The sequence below is a fragment of the Chondromyces crocatus genome (assembly GCF_001189295.1).
Taxonomy (GTDB): Bacteria; Myxococcota_A; Polyangia; order Polyangiales; family Polyangiaceae; genus Chondromyces; species Chondromyces crocatus.
This window is the reverse complement of sequence record NZ_CP012159.1, coordinates 3,337,353-3,355,124: the sequence shown is the minus strand read 5'-3', so window position 1 is coordinate 3,355,124 and position 17,772 is coordinate 3,337,353. Positions and strand designations below refer to the sequence as shown.

The window sequence follows — 17,772 nt, the reverse complement described above, 5'->3', positions numbered from 1 at the left end:
CTTTTCAAATCCGAGGTCGGCGGGAGGGAAATCCGGACAGACGTGACCTCTTCCAGGGCGTACCGCTCGGTGAGCGCCTGTTCTCGGTCACGAAACCTCAGCCCTCCGTCGTCGGCAGCGGGGCCTCCGCCGTCACGGTATCGACGTCGCCAGCAGGAACAGGGAACTCTCTCAGCGTTGGAGGGGAGTGGCGCTGCTTTACCTCGAAGATCTGCACCGGAGTTCGAGCTCCCGCCAGGGACTGACACTCCCGCTCTACCAGAGAGAAGGACGAGGTCACCTCGTCGCCCATCGTCCCGCACAGGAGAATCTGGTTCGGCTTCGCCATGGCTTCGAGCTGGGCCGCCATGCTCACCACGCTGCCTAGTGTGACGTAGTCGAGCTGCCGACTGGATCGTGAGCCGATCTCGGCCAGAATGATGGGCCCCGTCGCCACGCCGATGGAGAGCGCGCGAGCAAAGGGCGACTGTGCCCCAGCCCTGAGGTTCAACGTCGCGAGCTGTGAGCGTACGGCCAGACATGCGTCGAGCGCCGTGAGGAGGTGGTCTTTCCCCCTGAAAAGAACCATGAGGGCGTCCCCCACGAAGCGGCTCACCACCCCCCCTCGCATCGTCAGTTCGGGAACGATGACGTCGAAGTTGGCATTGAGGAGCCTGACCATCTCTTCGGGCGACCTTTCACGCGTCATTTCGTGAAAACCGGCAATATCGAGGAATGCCACTGTCCCTTCCTCGACGGTGCTGGGCACGAATCGGTCTGGGAGATTGAGTCGCTCCACGACCAAGGGGCTCACAAAGGTCTTCAGCAAGCTGTTCTCCTGACCGGAGCGGGCATTCTTGCGCAGCGCACTCACCTGCTTGAACACCTTGTCGACCGTGCATACCAGATCGTCGGGATCCAGCGGCTTGATCAGGAAGTCCAGCGCGCCTCGATTCATGGCAGTGCGAATGTTCTGCATGTCGCCGTAGGCCGTGATGACGACCACCCGAACATGGGGGTGGAGTTCACCGAGGCTCTTCAGCAAAGTGAGCCCATCCATCCGAGGCATGTTGATGTCGGTGAGGACGATGTCGATGTCCGGATGGTCCCGAAGCACTTCGAGCGCACGCTCGCCATCGCCAGCAAAGATGAACTCATACGTGCCGTCACGGAGCTGGTTGCGGAAACACTGCTTGACCAGAAGGATCATGTCGGGCTCGTCGTCCACGACCAGAATCTTCGCCGTGTGCGATTGGCCCTCGTCGGTCAGGGAAGCAAAGGCATTGGCCATGCTCCACGCGGACTGAAAGCGCTGGGCCGGGTCCTTGGCGAGGGCTCGCTCGAAGAAGAGATCGACCGCTGGCGGTAGTTCTGGAATGAGCGATGAAGGCCGAGGAAACGATTCGCTGCAGATGCGTACGACGAGCTGGCCCATCCAGCGGCCATCGAATGGCAACTTGCCGGTGAGCAATGCGTAGGAGGTGACTGCCAGCGACCAGAGATCACTCCGGTGGTCGACCCGGGAAGCACGGATCTGCTCGGGGCTCATGTAGGCCGGGGTGCCTATCAACGCGCCCGGAAACGTAATTGCCAGCTGGTCCTTCCTCGCCCCCCAGGAGACCACACCGAAATCGAGTATCTTGGCGATGTCCTCGGTGTCGTTTCGGGCGAGGAGAATGTTCGCCGGCTTCAGATCGCGATGCACGATTCCTACCGCGTGCGCAGCGGCGAGACCTCTGGCCACCTGCACGATGACGGAAGAGGTCATGCTCAACGGGAAGCGACCACGCTGCTCCAGCAGCAGCTGTAAGTTGTACCCCTCCAGGAACTCCATCACGAGATAGGGGGAGTTCTCATTGATCCCGTAATCATGAACCTGCACCACGTGCGGATTCCGGAGCTGCGCGATGGCCATGGCTTCGCGCTCGAAGCGAGCCCGCGCCTCATCCGAATCCAGCTGCTCCTGATTCAGCATTTTCAGGGCCACGAGGCGTCGAAGGTTGACGTCCTCCGCTTCCCAGACCTCGCCCATTCCCCCTTCACCGATCTTGCGTCTGAGCAGATACCGACCGGCAACCGTGGATTCTGCCATGCCGAAACGAGGGTACAGGCGCGCAGCGAACACTGTCAACGAACCCAGGTCAGGCAAAGCTGGCTGTCGCAGCGTACCGGCGACCCATTGTCGTGCGAAGGTTCGCGGTCTCTCCTCCTACCGCAATGGTCATTCCCTGGAAGTCGGTCGGCTGCAGTACGTGCTAGCGGTTCTGCACAGCGTTCCACGGCCTCGGCCGATACCAGGAATCACAGCTCCCTACACCGAGGAGCGTGCCTGGAGAGCTCGCTGCGTCTTCGAGGCTGCGCGATGGGTGCGGAAATTCGCGGTCATCTCATCCGGCGGAGGATGGACGCCGGAGACATCGCTCATGGTCGTCGATGACAATGCGTTTTCGGACGGCGACTACCGCGTCTCGACCCCAGGGCCACGCGCTCAACGACGATCAGGAGAGATTGTAGCGAGCGTCTGGTTCAAGGCGTCCACGTCTTGCGCTGCCCGCTGACGGAGGACTCCGCGAAGGTGTCGAGCAGGCGATGCAGGTGGAGGGCATCGCGGAAGGAAGGAGCGAGCCGTGTGCCCTCGGTGAAATCCCGAGCGAAGGCCGCGTAGAGGTTGCCAACCTCCTGAGCGTGGAGGGAAAGGTCCGTCGTGGGGACCCAGTGATAGCGGTCGGGAATGGGGAGGGGTTCGAGCGGTTGGCCGTCTCCGCGAGCACCGGAGAGGGTGAGGTCATCCGAGAGGGCGAGGTCGCCTTCGGTCCCGGTGATCGTGTAGGCGACGGCGCTTCCATTGCGCTTGCCACCTTCGAAATGGGCAGAAAGAACGGCGCCACCATGGAGCGTGCCACTGAGGAGGACCTGGTCGGGCGCGGTCACCGGGATGCTCTCGCCGGTCTCGAGGACGGTGGCTTCGTCGAACTGGCGAGCAACGACGGCGGAGATCTCTCGAATGTCACCAAAGGCAGCGAGGGCGACGTCGAGATAGTGGGCCGTGAAAATGGTGAGCACGTTGGCACCATTGGAGACATCGGCGGTGTAGGCAGCAGAAGCGGTGCGGGAGGCACCGAGGACCGGGGCCGAGGCGCGGATGGCCACGGACCGGATCTTGCCGATGTAGCCTTCGGCGACGAGGTCGCGGAGGTAGCGAACGCTGGGGACGAGGCGACGTTGGAGGCCGATGACGGTGCGAACGCCGGTCGACTCGGCCAGCTCATGGAGCGCTGCGGTCTGTGCGACGCTGGCGCCGAGGGGCCACTCGCAGAAGACGTGTTTGCTGGCAGCGAGGGCGGTGCGGACGAGGCGATCATGCTCGGGGGTGCGGACGGAGACGACGACGAGATCGACGTCGGGGTGCTCGGCGAGGGCGCGGGCGTCGTCGAAGGCGTGGGACACGCCGAAGGCGCGTGCCGTCTCGTCCGCGCTGGCCTTCCGGGTGGTGCTGACCGCGGTGAGCTCAAACTGGGGGAGGGCTTTGAGGGCAGGCAGATGGGTGAGGGTCGCCCAGCTCGTGCCAGGGCTCGCGCCGATGACGCCGACCCGGATCTTGCCCGCTATGTTCGACTTACTCATCGATTCTCTCCAGGGCGCAGCTCCGCGCACGAGCAGCCGCGGCGGCGGCTCTTCGAAAACGGAGGATTGCTCCGTTTTTAATACGGAGGCATCCTCCGTTTTGCAAGGTCCTGGATGGTCGCAGCCAGAAAATCGGCAGAGTCCCCTCCCCCCTCCACGGCAGCGGCACCACGCCTGCGGGCGGACGCGCAGCGGAACCGAGATCGCCTGCTGGAGGTCGCCGACGAGGTCTTCTCGGAGCAGGGAGCGGCGGCGAGCCTCGATGACATCGCGCGGCGCGCAGGGGTGGGGATCGGGACGCTCTACCGGCACTTCCCCACGCGGGATGCGCTGCTGCTCGCGACGCTGGGAGACCGCCTGGCCCTGATCGGAAAGAAGGGGAAGGCGCTGCTCGGGTCGGAGAGTGCGAGCGAGGGGCTGGCGGCGTGGATGAAGCTGATGATCAAGCACACGTCGACGTACTGCGGTCTGGCAGCATCTCTGGGGGGGACGCTGGAGGGGCTGACGTCGGCCTGTGAGGTGGCGAGGGCTGCGGGGGCAGAGCTGCTGGAGCGGGCGCAGAAGGCTGGAGAGATCCGGCAGGAGGTTCCGTTTTCGGATGTGGAGAGCATGGTGATGGCCATCGCATTCGCCGCGGAGAGAGCACCCGGGGACAAGGGGCGCATGCGGCGACTGCTTGCCCTGTTGTTCGAGGGGCTACGTCCTCGGGGAGCGGGCTGAAGCGCCTCCTTCAGGTGGAAGCCGTTTCGAGCTGTTCTCGGGTCGAGCGGCGAGAACGGTGGAGACGAAGCGGCCACGTCTGTCCGCGCCTGGCCGTCGGCTCCGCCCCAGATGGCGCTGTACGACGCGGCCCTGCTGCCGAAAGTGGGCTGCGCGGTGCAGGCCGTAGGGCTCGCTGGAACGGCGGGGCGGAACGCGGGCCACTCCTCCCCAGGCTCCAGGGTCTCGGAAGCGCAGGGGACTACAAGACCACGTGGGCGAGGGAGTCGGCTGGCGTATCCCAGAGGGCCTGAGCGCGCGCGTGGGCCCTGGCGTGTTCGTCGCTGTCCTCGGCAGGACCCTGGATGATGGGCGAGGGGCTGGCGAGGTCGAGATGGACACCGGTGATGCCCGCGGTGGGGAGATCCTGGCGCAGCTTCTGGGTGAGTTTGTCTCCGATGCGCCGGGAGAGGTTGGCGACGGCCTCGGGCGAGAACTCCTTGATGCGGAGGATCTCGCGGAGGCTCAACTCGGAGACGAGAGGAGCGCGGTTGCTGAGGCCGGTCGCACCGATCTGACGCTCCAGGAGCGCCGCGGAGACGCTGCCGTAGGCACGATCGATCTGGTCACGCCGGAAGGTCCCATCGAAGTTGGGCGTGATCCGGCGCTGGAGCTGAGAGACTCCATTCAAGCCGTTGGCCCACTGGCCTTCGTTGCAGGCGAAGTACTCGCCGCGGCGATGGAGGTCCGCGGCGAGGGTGGAGAAGTGGTCCCCCATGGTGGAGAGAGCGCGGAGGACGTAGTCGGTGAGGCGTAGCTCTTCACGTAGCCAGGCGACGTCGGTGACGCGGCCGGCGACGAACGGCCAGAGGACGAGGTTGTAGTAGTTATTGAAATCGAGCAGGTACTTGAGCCGGTACAGCTCGAAAGACCCGAAAATAGGGTACATGCGGGCGTAGAGCAGGAGCGTGCTCTCGTACTTGAAGCGGTAATAGGCATCGTAGGCCGCGACCTTCTCCTCGAAAGCGCTACGCTCGCCCGCGATCTCTGAGGAGATCATGCTGACGATGAACTCGTTGGCGGTGGCGATGAAGTCGGAGCCGGGGCTGTAGAAGGGATCGGTGAAGGCGCCGGCTTCGCCAGTGACGGCAATACGGTCCGTCGAGAAGTACAGGTCAGCGTGGTATGGGAGGTGAGCGTACGCTTGGAAATCCTCCATGTCGGCGCGGGCCGGCTGGGAGAGCAAATCGCGGACGGCTCGGTGACCATCGAGGAAGCGCTCGAAATCGGCACGATTCCTGGGAGCCGGGGTGCCGAGAGCGGCGAGGCGGTCCTTGTCGTAGACGACGCCGACACTCATGAGGTCTCCGGCCAGCGGGATGAACCAGATCCAGTAGCCGTCGTACATGAGGTGGTTCGTCGAGAGGTGGCGCGCGGTGTAGCGGACGCGGTTGCGCCAGGCGTCATCGCGAACGGCGTCGAGACCGGCGACACCGCGGTAGCGGGCCCAGGCGGCGGCGGTGTTGAGGCGTGTCTCCTTGTGAACCTTCTTGCCGAGCTTGCGGAGGAGGACATGGCGCCGTCCCGAGGCATCGCAAAGCCAGCGGCAGGTGATCTCGTGGCGGGCTCCGGCTTGCTCGTAGGTGACAGTGTGGCTGCCCGCGCCGTCGATGCGGAGGTCGACGACCTTGGCGCCCAGCTGGACATCGGCACCGTCGGCGCGGTTCATGGTCACGAGGTCACGCTCGAGCTTGGCGCGTTCGAGCTGAAAGCTGGGGTGGTACGGGAGATGGTCGGAGCCGATCTCACTCATGCGCTGGAGCGGCAGGTCCTTGCCGGGACTGTCGAAGAAGAAGCGGAGGCCGTTCTTGGGAAGCTGGTGCTGATAGAGGTAGGTGCCGAGGTCGAGGCGGCGGATCATGTAGCTGGCGGCGACCTCGACGGTGCTCTCGCCAACCTTGTAGTCCTCGATCGTCTCTGCGGCTTCAAGGACGAGGACAGAGAGGTCAGGAAGGGTTCTGCGGAGATGGCGGGCGAGGAATCCTCCCGCGATGCCGCTACCGATGATCACGACGTCGTAGGCGCGCACGGCGCCTCTCTACACCGTTTTCGGCGCGGAGGCGTCAGGGAGCAGGAGCCGGCTCACCGAGCAGATCGGCGCGGAGAGCCCGGGGCAAGGTGCGCGCTTCCACCTCGTCGAGCACCCCCGCCGTGTGGACGATGCTGGCGGAGAGGCGGCCGGCGAAGCGGCTGAAGATGACCTGAAATCCGGGGGGGCTGACCACGGTGGGAAGGGGGTAGGCATCTGCGACGGGTACACCAGCGAAGGAGGTGATCGTCATGGGCCCCGGGTTAGAGAAGATCATGGAGGAGAGTTCGCCCTGGAAGGGGCTGTCCCGAAGCCAGCCGTAGGCAAAGCCAGGAAGCCATCGGGCCAGATCGAGGGCGGCGAGCATGGCCAGGTCCAGCTTCTCGCGGATGGCGACGCGTTGCTGCTCGGCGAGGTGTACGACAGCGCGGTGCTCATCGGCGAGATCGTCGCGGTCGAGGGAGAAGTGGAGCATGGAGAGGTGGTTGCCGAGGAGCCTGCGGGCGCCGACCTTCGCATCCAGGGAGAGTGGGACGGGGAGGACATGGTGGGGCAGGGCGTGTCCGCGCGCACGCAGGGCACCGTCGAGGAGGCGGGCCGAGGCGAGGAGCATGAGGCTGGTCTCCGCGAGGCGGGCTCGCTCCCGGACGCGGCGGTCGAAGGCGTTCGTCTCGTCAGCGTCGAGGATGAGGCGGTGCACGCGGGGGTGAATGGCTGCGCCGCGGGGGGGCGAGACGGCGGCCAGAGACTTGATGGGACGCTCGCCGACGGCGAACACGTGGGCCTTGTAGGTGCGAGCGAGGTCGAGGCGGGCATTGCGATCGAGGTGCTGGAGGGCACGCTCGGAGTGGGCAAAGCGCTCCTCGGGCAGGGGAGGATCTTCGAGTTCGTCGGCGTGTCCGGATCCGAGCCAGCGGACCAGACGATCAGCACCACGTGCATCAACCAGGGAGTGAATGTGGCGCAGGACGAGTGTGTCTCCCGCGCCGGGGCGGCGGACGAGGTCGATCTCCCAGACCCGCGCACCACCGACCCGTGTTGCGAGGAGAGTCTCCAGAAGGACGTGGCGTTCGGCCTCGGTGTCGACGTCGTGCACCCTGACACGAGGGGCGGCGCGCTGCGGCTCATAGGCCCACCGTGGGCGGGCGAAGAGAGGAACGTCGAGGCGCCAGCGGAGCTCCGGGACGACCTCGACAGCCCGATCGAGGCGACGCTGTAGCTGGTCCGGATCGAGGCGGCCCCCGAGTTCGACCACGAAGAGACAGTCGTTCCCCGACAGTCCTCGGCCGCGCATCGCGCGGTCATTCATGAGGTGGAATACGTCGATCCCCCCGAGCAAGACGGGTGTGTTCATCGTTCGAGCGCCGGGGCCGGTGGCGTGCAGAAGCGTTGCTTCTCCATGGGCATCCTGGTCAGGTCGAGGTCGACGCTAGCAGTGGGCGGGCCATGGGGACAGCCCAGGCGAGGCGTAAAGGTGGGTGAGGTGGTGCCGGTGAAGTGGGGTCGGCGCACGCCTCCGACGGGCGAAAGATGGGAGCCTCGGCGCCTTGCGCAATGCGTCCGCGAGCCTCCTCGATAGCTGCGGCAGACAGGCTTGCGACGCGCTCCCGGGATCGTCTAGCGTGCCTGAACTGGCACTCCAGGCGCCCTCGATGAGTCCGACCTCCATGATGCTGCGACGTTCAATGGCCCGTTCGATCGCTGTCGCTCTGTCCCTCGCTCTGGCGACGACGAGTGGCTCCGCCTTTGCTCAGGAGGCGCCCTCGAAGGCAGCCGTCGAGGAGGCCAAGCAGCGCTTCCAGCGCGGGCGCGAGCTGTACGAAGAGAACGATTTCCAGGCCGCGCTCGTCGAGCTGCGACGAGCCTACGAGCTCGCGCCGACGTTCCGCCTGCTCTACGACATCGGTCAGGTCTACTACCAGCTCCAGGACTATCCGAACGCTTTGAAGACGTTCACCAAGTTCTTGCAGGATGGCAGGAGCGAGATCTCTTCCCAGCAGCGAGACGAGGTGCAGCGTGAGATCGACAAACTCAAGGGGCGTGTCGGTACGCTGCGCATCACCGCAAGCCGCCCGGGCGCAGAGATCGCAGTTGACGATGTCCCCATCGGCAAGGCTCCGCTGGCAGAGCCAGTGCTGGTGAGGCCAGGGCGCAGGAAGGTCGGCGCAACGCTCTCGGGCTTCTCTCCGGTGACGAAGACAGTCGAGATCGCCGGGCTCGAGGCGCTCGACGTGAGCCTGGAGCTGGCGGAGCCGAAGGGAGAGGGTGGCGTTCAGGCGCCAGAGCAATCCGATGCGTCGCCAGGGGCGCCATCGCAGCCTTCGTCTGGTGGAGGCAGCGCCCTACCCACGGCGATGTGGATCACGACAGGTGCCCTCGCCGCGGCGACGACAGTGACGGGTGTCCTCGCTTTGACCGCCTCGAGCGATCAGTCGACCAAGCTCGATACGATGGGCGTGTCGGTACAGGATCTGCAGAGTGGAGGAGACAAGGTGAAGACCTTCGCGCTCGCCACCGACATCCTGCTCGGTGCAACCGTGGTGGCTGCAGCGGTCTCGGTCTACGTCACGGTCACGGCGGCCAAGAAGCCTGAAACGGTGCGTGTCGGGGTGGGTCCAGGCAGCCTCAGTGTGATGGGACGTTTCTGACCTGACCTGGAGAGGTCATGGGAGGGGAGCCTCTGGAGCCCAGTGGGCCCGTAGGCGGCTCCCCAGCACGAAGGGCACGCGCTCGAGAGCGCCTCAGGCGACGCTCCCGGCACGAGGCGCACGGCCACGGCCCCGTTCGAGGTCGTGGCGTCGCCATACGGTGCAGCGCTGGCGAGGTTACTTCGCCCAGGGATCGCTGCTGAGGGTTCGCTTCGGCTTGTTCGTGGCAGCGTCGGTCGGGGTCGTGGCGGCAGGCGCCGAGGAACCTGACCACGGATCGCTGCCGCTGAGTGAACGCTTTGGCTTTGCAGTCGTCGCAGCCTTTGCGCTGTCGTCAGCAGTGGCCGCGGAAGTCGGCTCGTAGGGCAGCTCGTCTGCTGGCTGGGTCGACGCCCGGCGCGGTCTGTAGCTCACGGTGGCCGCGCTCTTCTTCTCGAGATCGAACTCCATCGTGACGTCGTCACCGAACTGCGCGAACTCTTTCTGGGTCGCGTAGCCTTGCGCCTCTACTCGGACGAGATGCCGCGCCCCGTCGGCCGGAAAGCGACCCGTGAACGGGTTTGCTCCGAGAGCGACATCGTCGAGGAACAACTTGGCGGAAGCAGGAGCCGCAGAGATGCGCAGTTCGATGGTCTTCGGGAGCGCCAGCGCATCAGCCGAGGGCTGTGCTGACCCGGAGAGCTGAGCGGCGAGTTCGGTGGTTGCCGCCGCGGGCGGCGGCGGGGGCGCCTGCTCTGGCCCCTGTCCACGCAACACCAGCAGTGCAACGACGCCGGCGGAAACAGCGCCAGCGAGGGCAGGAAAAAGGATCCTGCGGACCGGAGGAGAGGGGGGCGGTGGCGCTTGAGGTACCTGCTGCGTGACGCCCGAGCCCTCCGCGGTCGGGTAAGCGAGGTTCGGGAGCGGTTGAGATCCGCTGGACGAAGAGGACCTCGTAGAGGGCGGCGGGAGCATGCTGTTCATGTCCAGCAGCGAGGCGCTGCCGGAACGCAGGCGCTTGAGCTGACTGTCGATGACCGCCTGGAGACGCGAACGACGATCGGAGAAGAGGCTCGCCACGAGCTCTCCAGTCTCCTCGGAAGAGACGCGCTGCCCTGACCTGTCGAGGTAGCCGAGGATGTCGGCGCGCAACTCCGCCGCGGTGGTGTAACGCTGCGTCTGATCGTAGGCGAGCGCCCGGTCCATGATCTGCACCAGCTCGGGGTCGAGATCAGGGCGGTAGTCCGTCAGCCGTGGAAGCTCCTGGTTGAAGATCTTGTTGACGATCTCCATGTCGCCCAGGCCCTTCCACATCTTCACACCAGCAAGGATCTCCCACAGGACGATCCCGATGACGAAGATGTCCGCGCGCCGATCGACGGACTTGGCGCGGGCCTGCTCGGGCGCCATGTATGAGAGTTTGCCCTTGAGCACGCCGGTAGTGGTCTGGCTAGACCGGGTCGCCGCCTTGGCGATGCCGAAATCGACGACCTTGGTATGCCCCTCGTAAGTGACGAAGATGTTGTGAGGGCTGATGTCGCGGTGGACGACATGAAGGGGCGTGCCGTCGTAGTCGGAGAGTTCGTGCGCGTAATGAAGACCGGCGAGCGTGTCGGCGATGACCTTGAGCAGAATGGCTTCACCGCGCGCCCCAGCGACGCGCCCGTTGATCCGCATGCGCTGGAGGATGCGGTTCAGCGGCTGCCCGTCGAGGTACTCCATCGCGATGAAGTACTCTCCCTCGACGTCCCCTACCTCGTTGGTCTGCACGACGTTCGGGTGGTTGAGCCGCGCTGCGAGCCGCGCCTCGTCGAGGAACATCGTGATGATGTCGTTTTCATCTCCGATGTCCGCGCGGCGCAGACGCTTGATCACCTGAAGCTTGCTGAAGCCCGCGGGCCCCTGGGTGACCGCCAGAAAGACGTCCGCCATGCCCCCCTGCCCCAGGGTGGCAATGAGTGAATATTTTCCGAAGCGTAGCTCCGGGCCTTTTGGATTTTCGGGCTCCACTACAACGAAGGATGGTCAGCCCTTGGCACGCTGCCGTCAAGCGGCGCGGCGCTCCGCAGCAGCCGGTGTCATCTGTAGTTATCCAGCTTCGACAGATGATCGATGCTGGATGATGAGCCGCTGATGTATGCAGGGCGCAGACATCTCGCTCGTTCTCTCATGCTTGGCTGATCGGGGTTCATGAAACGTGACCATGGGGCACGATCTGTCGCCCACAAAACGTATGGGCGGATGAGTCTCTCGGCGATCGACGTCAACCTCGTGGTCGCTCTTGACGCGCTGCTGCGAGAACGAAGCGTCACGCGGGCAGCGAGGCGGGTGGGGCTGAGCCAGCCAGCGATGAGTCATACGTTGACACGGCTGCGCGAAGCGCTGGGCGACCCGCTGCTGGTGAGGGTGGGCCGAGAGATGGCCTTGACGGATCGTGCCGAAGCCATGACAGGGCGCGTGGCTGCGCTGGTGCAAGGACTCGAGGGGTTGTTCGGCGAGCGCCCGGCGGCATTCGAGCCGCGTGAAAGCGCGCGAACGTTCAAGCTGACTGCGGCCGACGAGCTGCAGATGCTTCTGCTGCCCCACCTTCAACGGCTGTGCACACAAGAGGCCTCACGGGTGACGATCCACAGTGTGCGCCTCGGAGATGCCCGTATCGTCGAGGGACTCCGGAGCGGGGAGCTGGACTTGGCCCTGGGCACCTTCACGGATGGAGATCTGGCAGGCGATATCCAGCGCTCGGAGCTGTACCTGGATTCCCTGGTGGGGCTCGCGCGCGTAGATCACCCGCAGGTCCGCGCGCGCACCGACATGGACGCTTACCTCGGCATGCGACATCTGGTCGTGGCGCCTCCAGGAGGTCGTGATCCCGTCGACGAGCTCCTCGCCCGACGCGGGCTCACGAGAGAGGTGGCGCTGACGGTCTCGCACTACCTGGTAGCGCCGCACGTGATCGCGGCCTCCGATCTCGTCACGATCGTCCCCCAGCGGCTGGCTGCCGCCTTCACCACGGGGATGCGGCTGCGGACGTTCGAGCTTCCCTTCGAGCTGCCAGCGGTCGAGACCGCGATGGCCTGGCATGATCGTGTGCAGGCGGATCCCGCCCACCGCTGGCTGCGCCGGCAGGTCGCTGCGGCCTCGCAGCCAGTCCCCGTCGGGGGCCGACGCCGCCGAGGGTAGGGCGGCGAAGGCTACCGCCCCAGGGCCTCGGCGCGGTTGACGATGCGGGGGGTCAGGAAGATGACCAGCTCGCTGCGCGTGTCGCTGGCACGACGACGCTGGAAGAGTACGCCGATCACCGGGATGTCACCGAAGAGCGGGATCTGATCGAGGTTCCGGCCGGTGTTGCGGGTGAAGATGCCGCCGATCACCGCGGTGTGCCCATCCATGATCAGGAGGTCCGTCTCCGCCTCACGCTTGAGGATGGTCGGATCGCCGCGCGCCGAGGTCTGCGTAAAGTCGGGCTCATCGCGGTTGATCTTCACGTGCATGGCGACGCTGCCATCGGCCGTGACATGCGGACGGACGAGGAGCTGCAGCTTGGCCTCCTGGAAGACCGTCTGCACGCCTTGCGCGCTGACCTGCGAGAAGGGAATCAGGGTCCCCTGGCTGATACGCGCTTCTCGGTTGTCGAGCGTGAGCACGCGCGGGCTGGAGATGACCCGAAGCATGCCGCTCGCCTCGGCCGCGCTGAGACGGACTGCGAGGTTCACGGCATTGTTGATGGAACCGAAGGTCAGACCGAGGGCACCACCTTGGCCACTGCCAACCGTCGCGGGAAGGTTCACGGCGAAATTGGGATTGGGCACACGGGTGACGAACGGCGATAGACCACCGGTCTGGGTGTTCGCGTCGCTCGCGCCACCGACGAGGCCGATACGGTTCGGAAATGCCAGCCCGGTAGGGTTGCCCGTGGCAGCACTGAAGCTCGTATCCCCGCCCCACTGGATACCGATGTCACGCGTATACCTGCTCGTGGCCTCGACGACACGCGCCTCGATCAGCACCTGCGGCGTCTGGGTGTCGAGTGCGCGGATCAGCTCCTCGATCTGGTTCAGGTTACCGCCTACATCCCTTGCGATGAGCACGTTGGTGCGCTCGTCGACGGCGAGGGACCCGCGCGGTGAGAGCATGTCCTTGGCCCGCGCTTGCAGCTCTCCAGCTTCAGCGTAGGAGACAGGGATCAGCCTGGTCTCGAGAGGCGCGAGCTGCTGCTCGCTCTTGCGTCGCGCGATCTCGAGCTCACGCTCCTTGTTCAGATCCGCGATGGGAGCGACCCGGATCATGTTGCCCTGTCGCACCATGCCGAGCCCCTTGGCCTGAAGTACGGTCTCGAGGGCTTGATCCCAGGGGACGTTGCGCATCCGGATCGTAACGGCACCCGACACGTTGTCCGCCGTGACGATGTTGACCCGACCGACGTCCGAGATCAGGCGGAGCACGTTGTGGATGTCCGCATCCTTCAGATCGAGATCGATCCGGCGGCCCGTGAAGCGTCTCTGCTGACCGGCGAAAGCGGGCACGAAGGCATCAGCTTGGTCGGGCTCGGTAGTCGCCTCCTGGATACTCGCGGCGGCTTCGAAGGTGGTGCTCACCCGCGGCATGCCCTCGTCGAGCGAGTCTTCACGCGCAACCACCCGCGCCCGTCGAGCCACGCCTCCGTCGGTCCCCTTGCCGGTCAGCATGGAGTGGACGGGCCCATCAGCCACCGTGAGGACGAGCGAGTTCCCTTCACGCGCCACCGATGCCGCGGCGCCATCCCGCCCGTCGACCTCCACCACGACCCGGGATGGATCGCTCTTGCGCCGGAAGCTGGAGATCGACCGAACCATGCCGCCGAAGGCTCCGACATCGAGGGTCCGCTGGAGCCGATCAGGGAGGCGCGCTCCCTTCAGCTCAAGCACCAGGCGACCGGGCGCCGGGCTCGACTGCGTGAAGCTCGGGATGGCCGTCATCTCGACGATGATCCGGTCGTGCCCCGACCGATGATCGAAACGAATATCAGAGACAGTCGCTCCGCTGGGCCGCGCGGACTCGACTGGAGCCGCCGTGGTGGTCACGGTGGGTGCAGCCATCGGGCCAGTCTGCGCCGCCGCCTCGAAGTTCACGGTCAGCGCCCCTGCCTCGGCCCGGATCCGGTATGCGGCAGGGCGGGCGAGCTGCACGAGCACTCGCGTGGTCTTCTGGCCTCCAGTTGCGAAGGACTGGGTCATCACCCCGCCCACCAGTCGGTTTCCCTCCGTGATGGCCCCCGGTGCTCCCTGGACGTCGGCCCCCTCGAGGTCGATGAGCAGACGCTTGCCGCCATCGGCCACCCGCGCCGAGAACCGTGGCATCCCGCTGGTGGCCACGACGATCTCGGCTGTCTCCTCTGTCGGCGCCGTCAGCTTGACGTCGCGGATGTGGATCGCGGCGGCCTGCGCGGCGGCATCACCGACGAGGGAGCCAGCGGCTAGCACTGCTCCGATCGCCAGCGCCCGACATAGCGCGCCCCTTTGTGAGCGACCCTCTCGCTTGCTGTTCATTGCACTCCCGCTCGTGTTGACGCGCACCTGCGTCCCACGCCGCGGAGGCTACTCTGACGACCTCGAACCGGCCTAATTCGTGGCAATCAAGGGTTTCCCTGACGGACGCTGGCCTCTTCTTCGGCCGTGCGGAGTGCGACCACGCGCGTGGTCGCAGGGATCTCGGGGTTGCCCGGAGCCTCGCGGATGAAGACCACATCCGCCTCACGGATGCGATCCACTCGCCAGTTGATGGCCACGTCTACGCCGCCAGGGCCGCCAGTGTGGACGATCTCGGGCTTGCCGACGAAGTCTCCCATCTTCACGACCCACCCGAGCCCTGTTGGATCGGTGAGCAACGCACGCGCCGGAGAGCGACTGACCACACCGACGAGCTTCAGCTCATCGAGCGCGTACCGGTCCACCATCACCTGACGCTGGGAGATGATCTGCGTCTTCGCCTGCGAAGCGAAGAGCGACTCGAAGCTGCGGAACGGATCTCTGCTTCGATCTCCTTCCGAGAAATCGGCCTCCGAGAAATCACGCAGAGGAAGCGGCGGCAACTCGGCCTCCGCCTGGGCGTCCGCGCCGGCATCCACTACCCCAGGAGCCCCCGCACGTGCCTGGGGTCGCGCTGGAGCAGAGCCAGCCGGCCGCGCCGTGGAGGGCGGGCTCGTCACGACCTCCTCGTCGCCGCAGCCCACGGCGATGATCGCCGTCAGTGGCAGGAAGAGCGATCCAAGCAGCCAGGAACGGGGTGCGAAGCGTCGCGGGGAGCGACGGCTCGCGCGAAGGATGTCGGTGGTCACTAGTGGCCTCCCTGCTTCGGCGCGCCACGCTGCTGACGCTTGGGGTTGATCCCAGCCCCCTCGCCCGCTCTGACGGCCCTAAATGCCGTGGCCAGGCACTCCACCTCGACCTCGACCTCCTCCCCTTTCACCTTGTTTCCCGGCGGCCTCTTGATCTGGATGTTCTCGACGTTGATGATCCGATCGAGCTGACCGACCCCGTAAAAGAACTTTGCCACCTGGTGAAACTTCCCGGTGAGCGACAGCTTCATGGGAACTTTCGCGAAGAACTCCTGCGGGTTCTCCTCGGTTGGGCTCCACGACGTCAGGTTCACCCCTGAGACGGTCGCCACCCCCTGGATTGCCGAAAGAAACGCTGGCGTCTCGGACTCGTCAGGAAGGATCTTCTTCTGCTCGCGCGAGAGCTGCTCGCGGCGCGTCTTCTCGTCGAGATCCTTCTGGTACGCATCCTTCGAGGCCTGAGCCTTGCTCATCTCCGCCTGGAGCGATGTAGTCCGGTTCTGCGCATTCTCGATCTGGGACGAGACCTCGGTGTAGAACCCGACGAAGTAGAGAGCGCCGATCAGCCCCACGAAGACAGCGCCGATGGCGACCTTCGCAACGGGGGATAGCTTGTCCAGCGACAGCCCCGCCTGCGTGGTCGTGGTCTTCTGGGCCATCAGTACCTCACCTTCAGCTGCAGCGCGAAGGACACCAGCTCGATCTTCTCGGTCTTGTTGTTCTCCTTCTTGCCCGGAAGGAGCTGCACGTCATGGAAGTATTCGGAGAGCTTGAGGCGCTGCGCGAGCTCGTAGACGTCCGTACCGTCGCGCGCGAGGCCCTCGATCCTGACGGTCCTGTCCGACTCGATGTAGCTCGTCATCCACAGCCGCCGCGTGTCCCACGAGGGATTGTAGACAGCCAGGGGGTTCTCCTTGCGGAGCTGCGCCAGCTTGTCCGGATCGGCGGTCGGCCCCTTCCCCGGCGTGAGAATCTGCGCGAGCTCGAGCAGCACGGCCGTAGGTCCACTGCGCCCGGCTTGCAGCTTCGCGATGGCGTCCTCACGGGCACGCAGGACCGCGAGCGCGGCCTTGATCTCGTCATGGTTGGAGACGAGCTTCTTGATGTCGTTGATCTGCTGCTGCAGAACGTTGTTCCGCCGGGTCAGCTCGTCGAGTTCCTCGACCTGCGTCTGATGGAACCAGAACAGGACCACGACCTGGACGATGACCACCCCGAGGGTGACGAGGAGCCACCGCTGGCTGGCCTGCGGCGCCGTCCTGGGGCCACGCCGCTGCGGTAGGAGGTTTACGCGAATCACAGGCGCTTCTCCCGCTCTTTCCGCAGCGCGAGTCCGAGCGCGACGCAAAACTGCGCCGCCCGGAGGCGGAGGAGCTCAGTGTTGACTTCTTTCGCTTCGACGGCGATGCGCTCGAGAGGCTGAATCAGCTCCACCGCTACCCGGGAGCGTCTCCCCACGGCGGCAGCCAGCGCCGGGAGGCTCGACGATCCACCCGTCAAAAAGATACGGTGCATCTCCCCCTCCCCGCTGGTGGCCAGGAAGAAGTCCAGCGAGCGCTGGATCTCTCCGGCGATCGAGTCGCACACCTGCTCGATCGTCTCCAGCACCTGGCCCGGGACGCCGCCAGGACCGGCCGTCACGCTCGCACATTTCAGCTCCTCGGCCTGCTCGAAGCTGACGCCGAGCCGCCGCTGGACCTGCTCGGTGATGTAGTTTCCACCGTTGCCGATGTCGCGCGTGAACGCACTGACCCCGCGGGAGATGATGTTGATCGAGGCCAGGCTGGCGCCGACATTGATGATCGCGAACGTTTGATCGGGGGGGATCCCGCGGCTTACCTCGAAGAGGTTCTGGACAGTGAAGGCGTCGATGTCGACGACCATGGGCTTCAGCTTCGCGTTCTTGGCGATCTGAGTGTAGTCGTTGATCTCGTCGCGCTTCGCGGCGACGAGCAACAGGTCCATCTGCCCAGCCTCCGGGCGACGTCGCAGCACCTCGTAGTCGACGTGAACATCCTTGATGTCGAAGGGGATGTGCTGCTCTGCCTCCCACTGGATCTGCTCGTCCAGCTCGGCAGCGGTCATCAGGGGAACGGTGATTTTTCGGATGATCACCGCCTGCCCGCTGATGCTCAGCGCCACTTCCTTCTGGCGGATCTTGGCTTCCTGGAACGCCTTCCCCAGCGCGTCGACCACCGCCTGAGCATTCATGACGTGGCCGTCGACGATGGTCTGCGCCGGAAGCGGGGCGTACCCCACCCGGACGAGGCCGTATCCCTTCCTGCTCTCTTTGACCTGACAGACCTTGATCGCGCTCGATCCGATATCGACCCCGACCAGGTTCTTGCCTTCCGACATCCCGCCCGTCCTGGCTCCGCTACGCGGACGCCGCTTGACTGATGTTCAGGGAGGAGTTGGCCCGCTCTTGCTCCAGATCCCAT

Annotated in this window: 14 protein-coding genes; 4 read left to right on the top strand and 10 right to left on the bottom strand. The window is 65.4% G+C overall.

The features are described from left to right. Positions 1-97 precede the first annotated feature (97 nt). Positions 98-2,071: a protein kinase domain-containing protein gene (locus CMC5_RS12485; RefSeq protein ID WP_063796265.1), complete on the bottom strand. Its 1,974-nt coding sequence runs from the start codon at positions 2,069-2,071 to the stop codon at positions 98-100. Between the two features lie 434 nt (positions 2,072-2,505). After that, positions 2,506-3,603: a Gfo/Idh/MocA family protein gene (locus CMC5_RS12480; protein WP_050430618.1), complete on the bottom strand. Its 1,098-nt coding sequence runs from the start codon at positions 3,601-3,603 to the stop codon at positions 2,506-2,508. Between the two features lie 114 nt (positions 3,604-3,717). Here CMC5_RS12480 and CMC5_RS12475 point away from each other — a divergent pair, with 114 nt between their 5' ends. Beyond that, complete coding sequence (locus CMC5_RS12475) at positions 3,718-4,323, top strand: TetR/AcrR family transcriptional regulator (RefSeq protein ID WP_050430617.1); 606 nt, start codon at positions 3,718-3,720, stop codon at positions 4,321-4,323. 241 nt (positions 4,324-4,564) lie between these two features. Here CMC5_RS12475 and CMC5_RS12470 read toward each other — a convergent pair whose 3' ends face one another. Beyond that, positions 4,565-6,391 (bottom strand): NAD(P)/FAD-dependent oxidoreductase, encoded by a 1,827-nt coding sequence (locus CMC5_RS12470; RefSeq protein WP_050430616.1) that lies wholly within the window; start codon positions 6,389-6,391, stop codon positions 4,565-4,567. Between the two features lie 34 nt (positions 6,392-6,425). Beyond that, complete coding sequence (locus CMC5_RS47490; protein ID WP_245678417.1) at positions 6,426-6,866, bottom strand: hypothetical protein; 441 nt, start codon at positions 6,864-6,866, stop codon at positions 6,426-6,428. Here CMC5_RS47490 and CMC5_RS47485 point away from each other — a divergent pair. Next, on the top strand, positions 6,822-7,610 hold the full coding sequence (locus CMC5_RS47485) for a hypothetical protein (RefSeq protein WP_245678416.1): 789 nt from the start codon (positions 6,822-6,824) through the stop codon (positions 7,608-7,610). The two genes, CMC5_RS47490 and CMC5_RS47485, sit on opposite strands and share 45 nt — an antisense overlap. Positions 7,611-8,076: 466 nt before the next feature. Next, on the top strand, positions 8,077-9,039 hold the full coding sequence (locus CMC5_RS12460) for a PEGA domain-containing protein (RefSeq protein ID WP_050430614.1): 963 nt from the start codon (positions 8,077-8,079) through the stop codon (positions 9,037-9,039). Between the two features lie 177 nt (positions 9,040-9,216). On the opposite strand, the gene CMC5_RS12455 is transcribed toward CMC5_RS12460, so the two are convergent. Beyond that, entirely contained in the window at positions 9,217-11,028 is a 1,812-nt protein-coding gene (locus tag CMC5_RS12455; protein WP_281180851.1) for a serine/threonine protein kinase, read from the bottom strand. 180 nt (positions 11,029-11,208) lie between these two features. Between CMC5_RS12455 and CMC5_RS12450 the strand changes: the two genes are divergently transcribed. Continuing rightward, positions 11,209-12,198, top strand: a complete 990-nt coding sequence (locus CMC5_RS12450; RefSeq protein WP_342673944.1) for a LysR family transcriptional regulator — start codon at positions 11,209-11,211, stop codon at positions 12,196-12,198. A gap of 11 nt (positions 12,199-12,209) precedes the next feature. On the opposite strand, the gene CMC5_RS12445 is transcribed toward CMC5_RS12450, so the two are convergent. The 5 genes from CMC5_RS12445 to pilM form a co-directional block, all read right to left on the bottom strand. Continuing rightward, positions 12,210-14,477, bottom strand: coding sequence for a type IV pilus secretin PilQ (locus CMC5_RS12445; RefSeq protein ID WP_245678415.1), 2,268 nt, complete (start codon positions 14,475-14,477; stop codon positions 12,210-12,212). Positions 14,478-14,629: 152 nt separating this feature from the next. Beyond that, positions 14,630-15,202, bottom strand: a complete 573-nt coding sequence (locus CMC5_RS12440; RefSeq protein WP_245678414.1) for a pilus assembly protein PilP — start codon at positions 15,200-15,202, stop codon at positions 14,630-14,632. A gap of 128 nt (positions 15,203-15,330) precedes the next feature. After that, on the bottom strand, positions 15,331-15,990 hold the full coding sequence (locus CMC5_RS12435) for a type IV pilus inner membrane component PilO (RefSeq protein ID WP_050430609.1): 660 nt from the start codon (positions 15,988-15,990) through the stop codon (positions 15,331-15,333). Beyond that, a complete protein-coding gene (locus tag CMC5_RS12430; protein WP_050430608.1) occupies positions 15,990-16,631 on the bottom strand; it encodes a PilN domain-containing protein in 642 nt (213 codons plus the stop codon). The genes CMC5_RS12435 and CMC5_RS12430 overlap by 1 nt, the downstream gene beginning before the upstream one ends. Then, positions 16,628-17,689, bottom strand: a complete 1,062-nt coding sequence (pilM, locus tag CMC5_RS12425; RefSeq protein ID WP_050430607.1) for a type IV pilus assembly protein PilM — start codon at positions 17,687-17,689, stop codon at positions 16,628-16,630. Before pilM ends, CMC5_RS12430 begins: the two co-directional genes overlap by 4 nt. Between the last annotated feature and the right edge of the window lie 83 nt (positions 17,690-17,772).

Bases quoted from the DNA above. Each gene is read 5' to 3' on its own strand.
- CMC5_RS12475 (WP_050430617.1), top strand. From the start codon at position 3,718: ATGGTCGCAGCCAGAAAATCGGCAGAGTCCCCTCCCCCCTCCACGGCA.
- CMC5_RS12485 (WP_063796265.1), bottom strand. From the start codon at position 2,071: ATGGCAGAATCCACGGTTGCCGGTCGGTATCTGCTCAGACGCAAGATC.
- CMC5_RS12480 (WP_050430618.1), bottom strand. From the start codon at position 3,603: ATGAGTAAGTCGAACATAGCGGGCAAGATCCGGGTCGGCGTCATCGGC.
- CMC5_RS12450 (WP_342673944.1), top strand. From the start codon at position 11,209: ATGAAACGTGACCATGGGGCACGATCTGTCGCCCACAAAACGTATGGG.
- CMC5_RS12435 (WP_050430609.1), bottom strand. From the start codon at position 15,990: ATGGCCCAGAAGACCACGACCACGCAGGCGGGGCTGTCGCTGGACAAG.
- CMC5_RS47490 (WP_245678417.1), bottom strand. From the start codon at position 6,866: ATGCTCCACTTCTCCCTCGACCGCGACGATCTCGCCGATGAGCACCGC.
- CMC5_RS12460 (WP_050430614.1), top strand. From the start codon at position 8,077: ATGGCCCGTTCGATCGCTGTCGCTCTGTCCCTCGCTCTGGCGACGACG.
- pilM (WP_050430607.1), bottom strand. From the start codon at position 17,689: ATGTCGGAAGGCAAGAACCTGGTCGGGGTCGATATCGGATCGAGCGCG.